This window comes from Actinoallomurus sp. NPDC050550 (genome assembly GCF_040655075.1).
Lineage (GTDB): Bacteria > Actinomycetota > Actinomycetes > Streptosporangiales > Streptosporangiaceae > Actinoallomurus.
In genome coordinates, this window is sequence record NZ_JBFAJC010000099.1 from 1 (window position 1) to 16,693 (window position 16,693).

A 16,693-nucleotide genomic window follows, 5' to 3' on the forward strand; every position below is an offset into this window, starting at 1 on the left:
CGTTCTCGTCGTCGTTCTCGTGGGGGTCTTTGTGGGGGTGATCCTCGGGGTGGGCGGGTGGGTGGGGGTGGGGGCGCGGTTCGGGGGGGTGGGGGGGGGGGGGGGGGGGCCCCCCGGCCCCCCCCCCCCCCCGACGAGGTGGGTCAGTGGCAGTAGCCGTCGCCCTCGGAGCCGCCGTACAGGCCGGCGGTACCGGTGGACTTCAGCTTCACACAGACGCCGACGGAGTTGGCGTGCTGTGCAGCGATGTGCAGGTACTCGGCGTACAGCACGACGATGGTGCTCCAGGGGGAGGGGAGGAACCCGCCGAACTTCCGTGCCCAATCGGAACTGGAGGCGATGAGCTGGGTCTCGTTCCGGTTGAAGTAGATGGTTCCGGTGATCCAGCCCCAGGTGTAGTGCGGGTCGGCGACAACGGGGAAGGCGGCACCGCGGGTGTCCACCTGCTGGATCAGCTTGTCACCCTGGACGGTGTAGGTGGTCGGCAGCTCTCTGCCGTGAGCGTCTATGGCCCACGGAGCGCTGATCCGGCCGATCGCCTTCCCGTCCTTACCGACGACGATAACGCCGCCAAGGCTGTCTGCGACCAGCCGGCCGCCCTTGCTGTCCACAGCGAAGGACAGACTCTTGGCTGCCTTGGCATCGCGGAGGATCGCGAAGTCGGTGAAGTTACCGGGACCCGTCAGTACGGCCGCGTCGACATGGGCCAAGGCGTTAGGAGTGACCGCCAGTCCGCCTCCGACCGTGGTCTGGTGGCTGCGGGCCCCATCCAACGTGATGGTCACCTTCGAGCCGGCCGTCTGGGCCTGGGCTCGGAGCGGGGTCTTGGACGTGCCGGGCTGAGAAGCGGGGCTGATGCCCTGGTCGGCCAGTTCCTTGACGACCCGCTGGGCTCCGGTTTCAGAGGGCGCCGTCGGTGCCGCATGCGCGGGTGCGGACAGCACTCCCAAAGCAAGGCAGGCGGCCACGGTCGCGAGCAGCGCGCGGCGAGGGGATGTTGGGGATGAGGTGGGCACTATGGCTCCTTCGTCGAGGGGATCGGCGTGATATCAACGCCATCGCAACGAACGGTAAATGTTCACCGTCAGGCGGTATCAAGAGCCAAATACGTTCCATACTGTCCCGAACACCCCTAAACACCTTGTGTCGGGCGGCTACGGGGGCTGGCCTTGGATGGGGGTTGGAGCGGGGAGGACCGTGATGACCTCTGATCGGGGAGGAGAGGAGCTCGATCCGCTGGAGGCCGTGACCACGGCGGATTTCGTCGAGCTCCTACGGCAGCTGAAACAAAATTCCGGGCTGTCCTACCGGCAACTGGAACGGCGCGCCAAAATGGCTGGGGAAGTGCTCCCTTACAGCACTCTGGCCATGGCGCTCAGCAAGAACACCCTCCCTCGCACCGACCTGGTCGCCACCTTTGTCCGCGCCTGTGGGCAGGACCCAGCCGACTGGGTCGCCGCTCGCAAGCGACTAACCCGCAATCCGGCCCCGAACCCGCCTCACCCCGACACCGAACACCCCGATCCCACTCCCCCCACCCCGCCACCAGCGAATGACGGTGTCAGGCGTGGCCGGATCATGATCATGATGGTGGCGGTGTCGGCGGTCCTGGCCCTCGTGATCGGCTGGCCCTCCGTTGCCGTTGACCGTAGCGGAGCGGACGGAGCTTTGGCGCAGGACGGACACGGCTGTCACGGGCCCGACCTGCGCGTGGACCCGCGTACCCACGAGTGCTGGGGCATCAGCGGACGGAAGGCTCCCATGACCTCCTTCCAGCCGAACAGCCCCCTGCTCTCCCAGGTCATCACCGAGATATCCCAGCAGAACCAGGCGAGCACCGCGATCCACCGGCTCCAACCCGAACGCCCATACGTGACCCTCGCCTACGTCGCGGCCCTGACCTCCCGTGAGGCCTACCCGACGACACTGGTCGCCGAGCGAGAGACCGTGGAAGGCATAGCGGCCGCCCAGAAGCTCTACCTGCAACGAACGACGCCCGGCGCTCCGCTGCTCAACGTCCTGATCGCCAACGGCGCGGCCGGGATGGCGCACGGCGTCGAGGTCACGCGGATGCTCGCCCATCTTCCCGCCGTCACCGGCGTAATCGGGCTGGACCAGAGCCGGCAGAACACCATCAACACCATCCGCGCGCTGGGCGCCGCCGGAATCCCCATGGTCGCAGCGGCCTTAACGGCCGATCAGCTCCCCGGCTCCTCACCCCTGTACTTCCAGATCGCCCCACAGAACAAAAGCTCCGCATCCGCGGCTGCCGACTACGCCACATCAGCGCTCCACGGCCTGTCCACCATGAAGATCTACTACTCCGCCGACCCAGCCGACGTCTACAGCAGCAACCTCGACGCCGACCTCACCGCCAGCTTCCATGCCAAGGGCCTCACCATCGACCAAGCCCAGTTCCGCCCCATGCTCGCCCAGAGCATCACACCCTCCACCCCCACCGCATACCAAGCGGGCAAGTCAGCCTGTGGCTATCGCGGACTCACCTACCACGCCGGACGAGCCGAGGACTTCGGAGACTTCCTGCACGGCATCTACTCCGCCTGCGGCTCAAGCCCACCCCGGATCATGGCCGACGACGACGTCACCCGTTATGTGGCCGACCCCCGACTACGCCACATGTATCCCTCCATCCCCTTCCACTACACCTCTTTCGCCATCGCACCCGGCACCTGCCCACAGGCGATGACCGACACCTTCTACTCCACCCTGGACACCCTGTTCCCCTTCGAATGCGACTCCACCGGCCGCTCCCTGGACGGCCACGCAGCCCTCGGCTACGACGCCACCCTCACCGTCCTCACCGCTGTCGAGAACCTCGCAACCACCCCCACCCGCTCCACCCTGGCCACAGCCCTGACCGGCATCCACATCGGCGGCGCCGCCAGCGCCCCCATCACGGTCGGCCAGAACCACACGCCCACCCACAAAATGATCGCGATCCTCACCGTCGCCCACGGCCAACTCCCCACAGCGGCCGCCACCTACGGCGAGCCGCCTACATGCTCCTGGTGCCCACCCAAAGCACTCCCCCCGAAGTGACCAGCTCTTTCCGCTATCACATGGTCCCCTTCAGACCCGTCCCACACCCGAATCCTGCCCTCGACGGATTAGGCGGCCTTCCACCACGGCCGTGGCGACGGAGGAACCGGCTGGCGGCTCGGTGGGACCGCAGGATGTGAACGTCGGCGTTGCCTGCGTCGCTCGCCGCTTCCACCGCTAGAGAGTCGACGGCCACTGTCGGCGAGAGCGTTTGGATCCACCGTCGGCAGACCGTCGCCAGGCTGATCGGCGAGTACCCCAGAGCTGCCTGCGCCCTGCGAACGCCCAGCTCAGCAACGGATTCACCGTTTTGGCACCGCACGAGGTCCAGCGTGGTTTCACCAGGTTGGTGTGCCAGCGCGGGAGCGTTCGTGGTGTGACGAACAGGTGGTGCCGACGGCGCTGGGGGAGTAGCCGTGCGAGCGCGGAGAGGATCGCCCCGGTCCGCCCATGATGGCGACCTGGCGGCGGAGCACCGGGAGTTGATGTCGCAGTGCCAGGATCTCTGCATCTTTGGATGTCTGTGATCGGGCGAGCATGGCGATCCAGCCGAATATTCGTAAGACGATCAAGTACAGCAGCCGCAGAGCCATCCTGCGATCCGGCCGGAGCCGGGCCGCTGAGCACGGCGAAACGCCTAGATCGAGGCTTGTGACACGATATTCGGCACTCACAGGGTTTGTTCGGTCTGGGAGTTGTGCTAGCCGAGCAGGCGTAGGGCTGTGGCACGGAGCTTTTCGTCCGGGTGCGGGATGTCCGACGGCCAGCCGACCTTCATTAGGCGCGTCGGCGACCAGGCAAAGTGCCGAAGCCTCGGTCGGAGTTCCGTCGGTGTCGTGCCGATCGCGGCCAGGGTCTCCAGGGCGCGCAGTCCGACCGGGGAGGCCTCGGCGAGTTCGGTCAGGACCGGCACCGCGCATGTGGGGTCGCCGGTGATGCGCCAGTGCGCCTCCGCGGCGGCCATCCGGGGCCAGGGGTCGCGTGAGCCGAGGAGTTCCTCGATCTTCGGGACGAGGGGAGCGCCCGCGGTGCCCAGGCGGCCGGCCTCGGGGAGATACCAGGCGACCTGCCGGCCTGTCGTCAGCAGCGGTTCGAGCACCTGGATCGCGGGTTCCATCTCGCCGGTCAGCAGCGCGTGAGAGGCGGCGGCGGTCACGCGCAGCATCTCGTTGTCGCTCTTCATCGCCTCGGCCAGCAGCCGCAGGACCTCGCGGTCCACCTCGTCGAGCATGCCCAGGACGCGGGCCACCGGGATGGCCGCCCGCCTGGCGCGGAGGAGATCTGTGAGCTCGGGCAGCAGTTGTCCGGCGGTCCGGGAATCGAGCGCGCAGACCAACGCGATCGCGCCGCTGTTGTCGGCGGCCAGGAGTGCCTTCCGGACGTGTGGGAGCGCGTCGCCGGGGGCCACGGCCAGTGCCTGCGCGGACGGCTCGAACGGACCGGTCAGGACCCGTTCGTCTCGGCACCAGGCCAGAGCGAGCTGGGCCGCCTGCGCCACTCGAGGTTCCGCCGAGGACGCGTGCCCGAGGAGGACCTCCCGTAGCCCGGCGTCCACCTCAGGCACGCCGCTGATCCAGCGGGCGATGAATTCCAGGCGGAGCCCGAGCGTGCTGGCGTCCCGCTGGTGCGGCAGCGCGTCGGCGAGGACTGCCACGACCTGTTCTTCGTGGTCGCGCCAGGCTTCGGCCAGGTGCTCGGCCAGCCAGGAACCCTGCCCGCCGGGGTCACCGGCGGCCACCCAGCGGGCGGCGACGGCGAGTCCGGCGTCCACGTCGGCGGTGAGCAGCGTGGTCAGCCGGTGTTTCTGGCTGCCCAGCCCGGGAAAGACCTCCCCGCTCGGTTCCGTGCCGTCGGCGGCGACTACGTCGATCAGCTCGGCGGGGTAGGGCGGCGCCGACCGTTCGAGGCGCAGCAGCGCGGCGGCCAGCCGGATCGCGGGGACGCCGTCGCCGAGCGCGGCAGCCTCTCGTGCCTCGTTCGGGTCGACCCGGGCCAGTGCGGTCAGCGCGTCAGCGCGTACGTCGGCGTCCGGGTCGGCGACGTACACCCCGTTCAGCCGCTCCGCGACGGCCTTGGGATCGGTCGCCACGGCGGCCACCCGGAGGGCCGCCCGGCGTACGGCCGGGTCCGCGTCCTCCAGGCAGGACAGCAACCCCGGCGCCATCGCGCCGACCGCCGCCCGGACGGCCTCGGTCACGGGGTCCGCGGGCCTCGTCTGGTCGGCCATCGTGACGAGCAGCATCAGCAGTTCGTCGCGTTTGAGCACGGCGTGCAGCGCGGCGTGGGCGAGGAACGGAACTGCCTCAACCGTCGCCGGGAAGACCGTGCCCTGGTGGTGAACGTTGCCGTACAGCTCGTAAAGGGCCTCCTCGATCTGCTCCTCGTCCTCCGTATAGAGCGCACGAACCAGGTCAGGGACGTCGTCGGCGCCGCCGTAGGCATGGGTCAGCGCCGACCAGTCGACGGACGACAGTTCCTCGGGAGGCCTCATGAGCAGCGACCCTATCCATCACAGACCGCCGATGATCGCGACGGCCCGGGCCGCTGATGCGAGTACAGTCGCTCCGGGTTCCCGTCCAGGCGAAGACACCCCCGCGCTGGAGCCGTCGTACAGCGCGTCGTCGGTCGCCCTCGATGCCATGACCCATGCGCCCGGTCCTTCCTCGCCCTGCGGATGTCTACCGCCGGCTGCCAAGCGTCGCGAGAATGGCAGTGACAGCGACATGAGCTGTCCGTAAGAGGCGTGCAACGCTCGAAGGCTGCTCGTCTCGAAGAACTTGACCGGCGTGCGCGTGCCGCAGGCTACGCGGTACCCGGCGAACCCGCCCCGGCGCAGGTGGCCGAGCAGGTGGGCGCCTCGTCCGGGATGTCGTTCCGGAGGGGGGCGGCTGGTCGTGCTCGGGGACGGCCCGGTCAGCGAGGACTCCAGAGTCTGGGGTTATGTCCGCTTCGGCCGGGTGCTGGGGGCGGTCGTCTGCCAGCTCGCCTCGGCGGCGAGCGGCTCGGCCTCGTAACCCTGGGCCTGCAGGGCGAATAGCCGGGCGTACGCGCCGTCCAGGCCGATCAACTCGGCATGCGAACCCCGTTCGGCGATCTGGCCGTCCGCGATGACGACGATCTCGTCCGCGTCTCGTACGGCACCCAGCCGGTGTGAGATCAGCAGGCTGGTACGGCCCTGCCGGAGCTGTCGCAGACTCTGGTGCACGGCGTACTCGGCCTGTGCGTCCAGACCCGAGCTCGGTTCGTCAAGGATGAGCAGGTCCCGGTTGGCGCGCATCAAGGCCCGGGCGAGCGCGAGCCGCTGCCACTGGCCGCCGGAGAGTACGAGTCCCGGCTGTGGGTCGTCGCCGTCGCCAGGGCGGTCGAAGAAGATTCGGCTCAGCAGGGTGTCGTAGCCGAGGGGCAGGCCGGCCAACTTCTCGTGGATACCCGCCTGCCGTGCGGCGGCCTCGATGAGCTCCCGCCCGGCGGGGCGTTCCTCGTCGGTGGTGGCTGCCAGGTCGCCGAGCCCGATGTTCTCGGCGGCGGTCAGGTCGTACGACATGTAGTCCTGGAACACGGCCCCGATCCGGTCGCGCAGTTCGGCAGGCCGCAGGTCGCGCAGATCGACGCCATCCCAGTGGATCGATCCGCGTCCTGGGTCGTACAACCGGCACAGCAGCTTCACCAGCGTGCTCTTGCCTGCCCCGTTGAGGCCTACGAGAGCGACGCAACGTCCTTGCGGGATGATCAGGTCCACGCCCCGCAGTACCCAGGGCTGGCTCTCGTCGTACCTGAACCACACGTCGCGCAGCTCGATGCCCTCGCGCAGGGCCGGCATGGCATGCGGTGCCGAGCTAGTCGGGAGGTCAGGGGTATCGGCCGCGACATCGTGATAATGCCCGAACATCAGCAGGCTGTTGTGCACATCCGCGGCCTGCCCGACGATCGTGCCCAGCGACCCCTGAACGCCGATCAACCCGGCGATGAACACCGACACATCCCCGATGCTGAGCCGTCCAGACGCGGCGCTCGTCACGGCCCAGACCAGGCCGCCCGCGGAGACGACCGCGCCCAGCAGCGAGAGGAGTCCCTGACTTCGCAGCGTACGGCGGGCCAGCGCCTGCCCGGCCGCGTCCACCGACCGCTGTTCACGCAGCATCCTGGCCCGCAGGTGGTCGCCCAGGCCGAACAGCCTGATTTCCTTGGCCGCGTTCGGACTGGTGAGCAGGCCCGCGAAGAAGATCTGCCACCTGGTGGCGGCGCTGACGTTCCACATCATGTCGGCCCGGCGCCTGCTCAGGTCGAGCTGTACCCGGACCGATGGCACCGCGGCCAGCAGGACGAGGACGACCATCAGCGGGGAGAGCACGGCGAGCATCGCGACGAACCCGGCCAGTGTGATGACCTGCTGAACCACCGACAGCGAGGCCCGGACCAGCCGCTGCGGGGCTTCCTGCCCGGCCTGCTGGGCCACCCGTACGCGATCGTGGAAGACCGGGTTCTCGAACCGGCTGAGCCCGGGATGGGCGTTCACCGCACGGAAGAGCCTGTCCTGGACCAGCAGCCGGACGGCCCGCTGGAGCTGTTCCTGGGCGTACTGCACGGTCGGTGGGAGGACGGCGCCGAACAGGCCGGTCAGCGCGAGCGCGAGGGCGGCGGGCAGGAGAGCGGCGGGACCGGCTCGGTGCCCGAGGCCGTCCAGGACCAGCTTGGTGGACCAGGTGGCGGCCAGCGGTACCAGACCCGTGAGGAGAGCAGCCGCCGCCGATCCAGCCGTAGCCTTCGGATGTGCCCGCCAGGCGAGCTCGGCGACGGCCGATACCCGTCTGAACAGAGACCGCCTCATGCGCGCTCGGTTACCGGGAGCCGGCCGGGAGTGCTCTCCGCGGCCACGATGACCGCGTCGTCACCGATCAGGTAGAAGCTCGGGAACTGCGAGACCTGTAGGGCCCTGCCGAAAGGACCGCCCAGCGGCTCGACCACGACGGTCACGGCCGCTCCCATCGCGGCGGTGAACTCTGCCGCGTCCGAGGCTTGCCCGGTGACGAGTGCCAGCACCTGTTGGGGTCGCGCCGTCTCCACGAAGGCGGTGAACTCAGGTAGCCGTTCATGACAGGAAGAGCAGTCGGTAGAGAACACTCCGACCACGGTCGGGCTGGTGAAGGCCTCGCGGGAGACGGTCGAGCCGTCCTCGGCGGTCACCTTGAAGTCACCGAGCGGCGTACCGGGGCGTACCAGATCCGGCCTCGTCGGTGGCATGTCCGCCAGCCGGAGCGTGTGCTCACGCAGCCGGCGGATCACGGCCAGCGTTAGCAGCAGGTCGATGCCGCAGAGGATTCCGACGAAGACAACGGCTACGACCAGGACAGGCATGAAGGTCTCCCAAGGTGGTCACCGTGAGCCAGCCGGGAGGCGAGGCTCGGTGAGAAGGTCAACGAGATCGTCGAAGAAGAGGACCGCGAGGGCGAGTACCGCCGCTGCCGCAAGTCCGAGCGCGGCCCCTGCCGGGTGCAGGGTCTGGTGCGCCGCGCCGACTCCGGCCGTCAACCCTGCCGTCACCAGGACGAGTAGCCCGGCATTGCGGACAAGATGCCGCCCGCCCAGTGGGGCACCGGCGGCACCGAAACACCTGCAGGGTGGCGCCGCTCTGGAACGCATCGCCGAGGCGATGGCCGCGCAGAAGCCCAGCAGCGCGAGGCCGGCCAGAATGAGTCCGGCCGACACCGTACGTGGGATCACCAGCAGTACGACGACACCCGCCTCGACCAGGACCGTCGCGCCGCTCAGTGCCGCCGACACCCTGCGGTGGGAGTTGGTGAGGGCGGTGACGGAAGCTCGGAACCGGTTGAACGCGGCCCTGCTGTGCAGCTTGCCCACCACCGCCGCCAGGAAGACGACCAGGAGGGCGCACCGGCAGGTCAGTGCCACATACTGCATGATGACCCCTGCTCGTTGAATCGGTCAGCAGTAGTCGAACCTGCCGCAGTTGGTCTGGCCGATGGGGTCGTGGTAGGGGCAGGTCCGGCAGAACCTGTATTTGCAGCACCAGCCGGTCCAGTACGTGGCGGCGGCGTCTGCGGTGGGCAGCAGTCTGTCGAGGAGACGGTCGCCCAGCCCGCTGACGACACGGAACACGTTGACCTCCAAGGACTCGGCCGGTGCTCATCACGATCGCATCGGGTATCCATCGAGGCCAGCTATTAGGGGTTGCACCTAAACACCCTGGTCATCGCACTCTTGTCAGGCGCGGAGGCCCATGTGATCATCGGTGATGATCGCCAGCGGTGGCACGGGGGTGGCTGAGTGGTGCAGGTTCTCCATTATGGCGCCGAGGATCTGGCCCGTACACGCTTCGCGACGTCTCCGCTGGGGCACCTCGTGCACGGCCTCCACAACGGTCCTTGCAGTCACCGCTCACAGTTGCGGGAACGCTGGTGGCGTTCGGTCCGCCGTAACATTCCCGCGAGGGCCGAACTGCTTCTCGAACTGATTAACGCCGATCCGTCATGGACCCCTCCGTTCCTGCTGCCGGCCCCGGCCGAGGCGCTGGCGGTGGTGGAACCGGCCATCGAGGAGGAGTTGGAGCGGCTACGGGACACCAGCCAGGAGCGGATCACCGCAGACCTCGAACGTTTCGACCGCGATCCGCGTCAGGTACGGGTTCCGCGGCTCGTCCAGGACCTGCGCGAGGGAGGCTCGCGGCCGCTGCGCCTGGTGGTCGACTCGGCGCAGGCGCTCTTCACGGCATGCCTGGCCGGTGACTGGCCTGATCTCCGCCGGCAACTGCGCGACGATCTCGCGTTCCGGACCCAAACGATGATGACGGCCGGTCCCGGAGGGGTGTTCGCCACGCTGCACCCGTCGGTGACCTGGCAGGACCAGGCGCTGCTGTTCGCCCCACCCACCGACCCGATCCGGGGTGACACACGCGGGCGCGGGTTCGTGCTGATGCCGTGTGCGTTCGGCCGCGACAGCGTCCATCCCGTCCTGGACCGCAGTCAGCCGATCCTCATCTACTCGGCACGGGTTCAGCCGCCCGACACCGGCTCCGCCGTCTCCGACTCGCTGACGGCTCTGATCGGCGCCGGCCGGGCCAGGGCACTACGGGCCCTGGCGACCGGAGGCTCTACCAGCGACCTCGCTCTCCGGCTCTCGGTTAGCGCCCCGACCGCCTCAGCCCACGCCGCGACGCTCCGCCGGGCGGGCCTGATCTCGACCCGCAGGGAGGGCCATTTCGTCCGCCATGAGCTGACCCTCCTGGGCGAGAGCCTGCTGGCGGCCAACCCGGCGTCGAGGGGCTTTCGCGGCAAATAAGGCCAGGGTCCATGATCGGAACCTGGCCTTGACCTGCGGTGGGCGACACTGGGTTCGCACCAGTCCAGTGCTGCCGACGTGGAAGTCGCGGTATCAGCCGGTGAGTGTCCAGGAGGCCGTTACACGTTGCGGGAGATCGTGAACGGCGCTCCACCACCAGCCGGAACGGTCTCGTCGCCTGGTTTGAGTTTCCGCACCACGATGCCGAGCACACGGTCTGCCGGCAGATAACCCCAGTCGCGCGAATCCCGGCTCAGCAAGCCATCTCCCAGCACCACCAGCTGACCGGGTGGGACGACAGCTCCTGGGGACTCGGCCATCGCGGCCGGGACCGGTTCGCCGGCGACGGCGGCGACTCTTTTGACGGTCCACAGTTCCCGGGCCGGGCTCGGTAGTCCGTCGCGGCTCCAGGTGTCCCGCATGATGCCTTGGAAGACGACTATCTGCCCGGTGCGAACCCGGCTCCCGTTCCTCCGGATCAGCAGCACCCGGTCGCCCGGCTGGAGCGTCGGCGTCATACTGACACCCCATATCCGGACGACCGCCAGCCGTGTCCGCGCCATCACGAGAACAGCGGCGACGGTCGCCACGGCCAACCCGAACCCGACGTACGGCATCGAGCTGCGCGCTATCCGCAGGGGTTGTACCAGGGGTAGCAGTACGTACCCGGACCGTAGTCGCAGCATTGCCGGACCCAGCACCCGCCACCATACTCAGTCTGGCAGGGACCGTCGGCCACGGCCACGGCGTTGGGAACCAGTTTGGAGAGCAGGGCGTCACTCGCCCTGTTGATGAACCGAACCACGAGAGACTCCTTCGATGGGGGCCGCGCGATCTCGAAATCAACGATCGCAGCGACCGCCCATCTGGTCCACATATTAGGACCAGCGCCTAACTCCGCTCTGACGGTTCGTGAGTTGACGCTCATAATATCGTAGTGTAATTGGGCGAATCTGTAGTGTTACGCCTGTCAGGTGGGTTTAAGTGTGCCGGGATTGCGGGGTGAGTGAGCGCAAGCCGTACCCGACCGCCGCAGCTTGTTGACGCAGTGCTCGACGGTGTTGCGTTCTTTGTAGCGTTCGGCGTCGAAGTTGGGCGGGCGGCCGCCGGAGGAGCCGCGGTTGAGCCGGTTGGCCTTCTGATCCTCCTTGATCGGAATGACCTGAACCACTACAACCGGCGCAGAACTCACCGCTCTTTGGACCTTCGACCTCCCGTCGACGGCGCAGACGTGATCCGCCTGCCGATCGGCCGCATCCAGCGCCGCCAGGTCCTCGGAGGCTTGATCAACGAATACGAGAGAGCAGGCTGACCAAGCGGCACGCTCAGCTGCGACGCCGCACGTCAACGGCCATGGCAGGGTTTTGACACCCTTCAGGCGCGGCAGACGCGACGTCGGCCACCTCCGGCGCCTGTTCCTGGAACCGAGTCATACAACGACGCTGCGCCCAGCCGCCGGTCGTGGCCAGACGTGGAGGACACGCGGCATGAGAGAGTGCCGGAATCTCCGGAAACCAGGTTGACCCTTGGTTGAGCCGAGATGAGTGCGCTGGGAGGAGCGCGCTCACAGCCGCAGTGGCATCGGCGGGCAAAGTTGATCCATCGTGGGCCGTGGCGAGGGCGCACCAGTAGGCGTGATGGCAGTCGCTGGTCGGGGTGCCGTGACCTGCCGCCTCAGCAGGTGGCCTGGCAGCGGTCGCCGGTCTGATGCGATTCGTGGGGGTTGCGGAGTAGTTTGTCACGATTGTTCGGTTATGGCCTGAGGTGTTGATGTTGAATGTTCTGCGGAATCAGCATCGCCGGGTCGGAGGGGGCATGGATTGCAGCCGCTGGGCGAGGATGATCCCGATCGGATCGGTTCCTACGTGCTTTTGGGCCAGCTGGGGGCTGGTGGGATGGGCCGGGTGTATCTCGCGTCGTCGCCGGGTGGCCGGCTGACGGCGGTGAAGGTCGTACGGCCTGAGCTCGCTGAGGACCAGGGATTCCGGGCTCGGTTTCGCCGTGAGGTCCGGGCGTGCCAGGCGGTAAGCGGAGCGTTCACGACCTCGGTGGTCGACGCTGACCCGGAAGCGCCGAATCCGTGGCTGGCCACCACCTATGTCCCCGGTCCATCGCTGCAGGAGGCCGTCGCGGCGCATGGGCGGCTGGATGAGTGGGCTGCAAGGACGCTGGCGTCGGGGCTGGCTGAGGCGCTGGTGGCGATTCACCGGGCCGGCCTGGTCCACCGGGATCTGAAGCCGGGCAATGTGCTGCTGGCCGAGGACGGCCCGCGGGTCATCGACTTCGGCATCAGCCGGGCCATGGACGGTACCGTGCTGACCGGTACCGGTGTCGTCATGGGCTCGGTCGGTTACATGGCACCGGAGCAGGTCGCTTCGACGCGGGACGTCGGCGCGGCGGGTGACGTGTTCGCGCTCGGCGCAACCTTGGTCTTCGCGCTGACCGGCCAGGGGCCATTCGGATCCGGCTCGCCCGCTGGAGTGCTCTACCGCGTTGTGAACAGCCCACCGCGGCTGGAAGGAGTCCCGGCCGGGCTGCTGCCGCTGGTCACGGCATGCCTGGACAAGGATCCCGCACAGCGGCCGACTCCCGGCCGGCTCGTGGACACGCTCGGCGCTGCCAGAACATGGCCACCCCTCGCCCTCCAGGTCGAACTCCAGCGGCGTGTCCGTGAGGCCGCCGCGCTGGCCGCCACACCGCCACCAGATGTCCAGCCGCGCGGCTACCCGGACGATCCGGTGCCGCCGCCAGCGGCACTGCCTGTGGCGGACCGGCCACCGAGCCGCCGCCGCGTTCTCGGGTTGGCCGCCGGAGTGGTCGGCGGTCTCGCCGGCATCGCTGGTGCGGCGGCATGGGCCACCGACGGTGGGACTGGCCATCGCCCTGCGACCAGCAGTGGTCGCGGGACCGGCCAGAGCCGAGAAGTCAGTCCGCCGGTGAGGGGTTCGGCTGCTCCGGCCGAGCCGCTGCCGTCCTGGACGTTCGAGGCACCCGGACTCGGCACTCATCCGGACATGTGGGCGTTCGGCGACACGCTCGTCGTCGATGCTCACGGCGCCGGGGTGTATGGGGTGGATGTCACGTCAGGATCCAGGCGATGGTTCCTCCCGCCCAGGACAAGGGTGGGATCGTGGGAGGTAACGGCGAGTCCGAGCCATTTCGTCGACGGCGGCGGCGGACCGTACTGTTCGGTGACCGGAGGTCCGCACCTGGAGACGGAGTTGCTGGCGGTCGATACGCAGAACGGGAACCTGCTGACCGTCGGACCCATCTCCCAGAGTCCTGAGCTGCCGGGATCCCTCATGGCGATGTCCGGAAGAGTGGTCGTGTTTCCGCTCACCATGGCGGGCCCGGGTAACAGAATGCTCGCCGCCTACGACGTGCGTACCAAACGGAGACTATGGACCCGGCCGAGCGCCAGGAACGGCCAAGTCGCCGTGGTGGCCGATGAGCACGGCTTCTACGCGATGGAGGGAACCGCCACCGGCGGCAGCCTCGTCGCGCTCGATGCTCAGTCCGGCAAGGTGCGCTGGCGGGAGTCGCTGGTCGGCGAAGTATTCACCGTGGCTGGAACCGTGGTCGTGTTGTCCGGTACGCCCGCACCAGGGTCACCGTCCCGAGGCAAGATGGTCGGGCTTTCGGCTGTCAACGGTCGGCACAAATGGAAGGCGGTCACCGGCCTCCCTGCCCAGGCCGCCGTGAACTCGACCGGGATCTACCTGATCAGCGGAGACTACAAGGTCCAGGCCATCGACCCCGATTCCGGCAATGTTCTCTGGACGGCGCAGGGCACAGGGAAGGCCGCGACAGGGGATGCGACCCGGATGATCGCCGCCTCTGACAAACTGGTGGCGGCGTTCTTCGCGACGTCGCATTCATCCGGCCTGCGAGCCTTCCACCCGGCCGACGGGTCGACCCCTTGGACCTACACCCTGCCGGCCGTACCCGCGACGTCTTTGAGTTTCGACGTCGCAGACAACGTTGCCTGCCTGCTGGCCGGTGCCGGAGCAGGCATCACCGGCTTCATCGGATAGGGACTTCTCGATGCTGCCGCTGGATCCCGCAGACCCTGCCTCGATGGGGCCGTACACGCTGGCCGCCCGGATCGGCGCCGGCGGCATGGGACGGGTCTATCTGGGCCGGTCGCCGGGCGGACGACCGGTCGCAGTCAAGGTCATCAGGCCTGATCTGGCCGGCGAACCGGGGTTCCGCGTGCGGTTCCGGCGCGAGGTCGCGGCCGCCCGCCGGGTGAGCGGGGCCTACACCGCACCGGTTCTGGACGCCGACCCCGAAGCCGCCACTCCCTGGATGGCCACCGCCTACATCGCCGGACCGTCGTTGCAGCAGGCCATCGAAGCATACGGTCCGCTCCGAGAGGAGCCGGTGCGGATGCTCGGCGCCGCACTGGCCGAGGCGATGGCCGCGATTCATGCTCTCGGCCAGATCCACCGGGACCTCAAACCGGCCAATATCCTCCTGGCCTCCGATGGGCCGCGCGTCATCGACTTCGGTATCGCCCGGGTGCTCGACGACACGGCGCTCAGCGTGGCCGGCCTGGTGATCGGCACTGCGGGCTACCAGGCACCGGAGCAGGCGGAGGGCGGACTCGTCGGTCCGGCGGCCGACGTGTTCGCCCTGGGGGCGGTGCTGGCCTTCGCGGCCACGGGCCGTCCCCCCTTCGGCACGGGTCCCGCCCACGTGCTGATGTACCGCGCCGCCCATGAGTCCGCGGACCTGGCCGGGATACCCAGAGACCTGGCGAGGATCATTGCAGCCTGCCTGGCCAAGGCGGCGACCGGTCGGCCCGCGGCCCGCGACCTCATCGCCCCGCTCCGGTCGACGGCGGTGACGGGCACACGGGCCTGGTTGCCGGCTCCGATAGCGCGGGACATCGCCGGCCGGGAGGCGACCCTCGTCCGTACCCTCGCCATCACCCGCGCCCTGCCGGCATACCGCCGCGTACCGCTGAGCCGCCGTCGGCTGCTGATCGGCGGCAGCGCCGTAGCCGGGATCGCTGCCGCGACCGGCGGCGCGGTGCTGTGGTCCGCCGGCAGAGGCCGGGCCGGGACAGGCAAACAGCCAGGTGCGGCCGGAATCGGCAAGCAGCCGGGAGTGGCCGGGAGCGGCCGGGAGTTCGCCCGGCCGCAACTCGCCTGGACGGCTTCCGGCAGCGGCGCCCTCCGCACTCCGGTTCTCGCCGGGGAGTCGCTGATCTGCGCCGGCCCGGCCGCCGGGAGTGCGACATGGGCGGCTGATGTCCGCACCGGTAAGACACAGTGGACCTCCCCTTTCGCGGCTCAGTTGCCCGTCTGGGGAAACGCCACCGCCGTGACGGACGGATCGTCCGTGTACGGCGTCGGAAACGGATTCCTGTACGCCGCGGACGCAAGGACAGGGAAGGCGCGGTGGTCCTGGCGAGACGATGGGCTGATTCCCCAGTTCGTCGTCGGACGGACGCTCATCTGTGTCGATATCACGGGCCGGGCGATGGGCTTCGACACGGTCATGCGACGACCGGTCTGGCAGCGCCTGCTCTATAACGTCCGGTCCGGCGCCACGCTGGCCAGCGCCGCGGTGTCCTCCGAGGCGAACCTGTTCTATTTGGGAGACTCCAATGGTGTCCTCCAGGCCTTCGACGTGGCCACCGGAACCACCCGATGGGGGCTGGTGGGGGGTGGGTTCGGAGGGACGCTGTTGGCTGCCGGGAACCTCCTCTACGTCGCAGGCCGCCCCAACGCCGGCCTGACCGCTCTGGACGCCCGGGCCGGTACCACCAGATGGAACTCCCCGCTCAAGGCCTATTCGCTCGTCATCACCGGCGGCAGGCTCTTCGTCGGCGGAGACGGCCTCGCCGCACTCGACCCGATAACGGGTGTGACCCAATGGGCACGGTCAGGTGAGGCGGACGGGATGAACCTGGACAACGGGATCGCCACCGCTGCCGGTGGAGTCCTCGTCTACGTCAGATCCCAGCAGTTGGAAGGCGTGAATCCGGCAGCGGGCCAGGTCGTCTGGAGCCTCCCCATCCCGTCCCTCACCGGCCTGAACAACTTCGCCGTCTCCCATGGAAACCGGCTCTTCGTCGGAAACGAAGCAGCGCTCCTCGGCTTTCAATTCCCGGCGTGAACCGGGGAGCGGGGTGCCATGCCAGCCGGAGATGGAGACAGGGACCCGTCTCGGGTGAGCCACCCCGGTTTCGGTGACGATGCACCCGAGAACCTGTGCCATCACTCGCAAGAAGGTCCGCTCATCGGCTACTTGTTCACTTGAGTCACGGCTGATCCGGCAGGGTTGGTCGAGGTGCTCGGCGGGACGCTCTCTCATCGGCTGCCCACCC

Annotated in this window: 11 protein-coding genes and 1 pseudogene; 4 read left to right on the forward strand and 8 right to left on the reverse strand. The window is 68.6% G+C overall.

Annotated elements, in window-relative coordinates; genetic code table 11:
* Positions 1 to 143: 143 nt before the first annotated feature.
* Positions 144 to 1,016 (reverse strand): hypothetical protein, encoded by an 873-nt coding sequence (locus tag AB0I04_RS53300; protein WP_360904105.1) that lies wholly within the window; start codon positions 1,014 to 1,016, stop codon positions 144 to 146.
* Between the two features lie 184 nt (positions 1,017 to 1,200).
* Between AB0I04_RS53300 and AB0I04_RS53305 the strand changes: the two genes are divergently transcribed.
* The gene (locus AB0I04_RS53305) at positions 1,201 to 3,060 is read left to right on the forward strand and encodes a hypothetical protein (RefSeq protein ID WP_360904108.1); all 1,860 of its coding nucleotides are present in this window, start codon (positions 1,201 to 1,203) and stop codon (positions 3,058 to 3,060) included.
* A gap of 700 nt (positions 3,061 to 3,760) precedes the next feature.
* Here AB0I04_RS53305 and AB0I04_RS53310 read toward each other — a convergent pair.
* From AB0I04_RS53310 to AB0I04_RS53330, 5 genes are all read right to left on the reverse strand, one after another.
* The gene (locus AB0I04_RS53310) at positions 3,761 to 5,551 is read right to left on the reverse strand and encodes a hypothetical protein (RefSeq protein ID WP_360904111.1); all 1,791 of its coding nucleotides are present in this window, start codon (positions 5,549 to 5,551) and stop codon (positions 3,761 to 3,763) included.
* Positions 5,552 to 5,998: 447 nt separating this feature from the next.
* Positions 5,999 to 7,888: an ABC transporter ATP-binding protein gene (locus AB0I04_RS53315; RefSeq protein ID WP_360904114.1), complete on the reverse strand. Its 1,890-nt coding sequence runs from the start codon at positions 7,886 to 7,888 to the stop codon at positions 5,999 to 6,001.
* Positions 7,885 to 8,415, reverse strand: a complete 531-nt coding sequence (locus tag AB0I04_RS53320; protein WP_360904117.1) for a redoxin family protein — start codon at positions 8,413 to 8,415, stop codon at positions 7,885 to 7,887. Before AB0I04_RS53320 ends, AB0I04_RS53315 begins: the two co-directional genes overlap by 4 nt.
* Before the next feature lie 18 nt (positions 8,416 to 8,433).
* Complete coding sequence (locus AB0I04_RS53325; RefSeq protein ID WP_360904120.1) at positions 8,434 to 8,979, reverse strand: MauE/DoxX family redox-associated membrane protein; 546 nt, start codon at positions 8,977 to 8,979, stop codon at positions 8,434 to 8,436.
* 24 nt (positions 8,980 to 9,003) lie between these two features.
* The gene (locus AB0I04_RS53330; protein ID WP_360904123.1) at positions 9,004 to 9,177 is read right to left on the reverse strand and encodes a hypothetical protein; all 174 of its coding nucleotides are present in this window, start codon (positions 9,175 to 9,177) and stop codon (positions 9,004 to 9,006) included.
* Positions 9,178 to 9,345: 168 nt separating this feature from the next.
* On the opposite strand from AB0I04_RS53330, the gene AB0I04_RS53335 reads away from it, so the two are divergent.
* Complete coding sequence (locus AB0I04_RS53335; protein ID WP_360904126.1) at positions 9,346 to 10,356, forward strand: hypothetical protein; 1,011 nt, start codon at positions 9,346 to 9,348, stop codon at positions 10,354 to 10,356.
* A gap of 119 nt (positions 10,357 to 10,475) precedes the next feature.
* On the opposite strand, the gene AB0I04_RS53340 is transcribed toward AB0I04_RS53335, so the two are convergent.
* Both AB0I04_RS53340 and AB0I04_RS53345 read right to left on the reverse strand, forming a co-directional pair.
* Positions 10,476 to 10,973, reverse strand: coding sequence for a S26 family signal peptidase (locus AB0I04_RS53340; RefSeq protein ID WP_360904129.1), 498 nt, complete (start codon positions 10,971 to 10,973; stop codon positions 10,476 to 10,478).
* A 413-nt stretch (positions 10,974 to 11,386) separates the two neighbouring features.
* Positions 11,387 to 11,518, reverse strand: a pseudogene (locus AB0I04_RS53345) (IS5/IS1182 family transposase); the annotation flags it as partial.
* 703 nt (positions 11,519 to 12,221) lie between these two features.
* On the opposite strand from AB0I04_RS53345, the gene AB0I04_RS53350 reads away from it, so the two are divergent.
* The gene (locus AB0I04_RS53350) at positions 12,222 to 14,390 is read left to right on the forward strand and encodes a PQQ-binding-like beta-propeller repeat protein (protein ID WP_360904132.1); all 2,169 of its coding nucleotides are present in this window, start codon (positions 12,222 to 12,224) and stop codon (positions 14,388 to 14,390) included.
* Between the two features lie 10 nt (positions 14,391 to 14,400).
* Positions 14,401 to 16,482 (forward strand): PQQ-binding-like beta-propeller repeat protein, encoded by a 2,082-nt coding sequence (locus AB0I04_RS53355; protein WP_360904135.1) that lies wholly within the window; start codon positions 14,401 to 14,403, stop codon positions 16,480 to 16,482.
* Positions 16,483 to 16,693 lie beyond the last annotated feature (211 nt).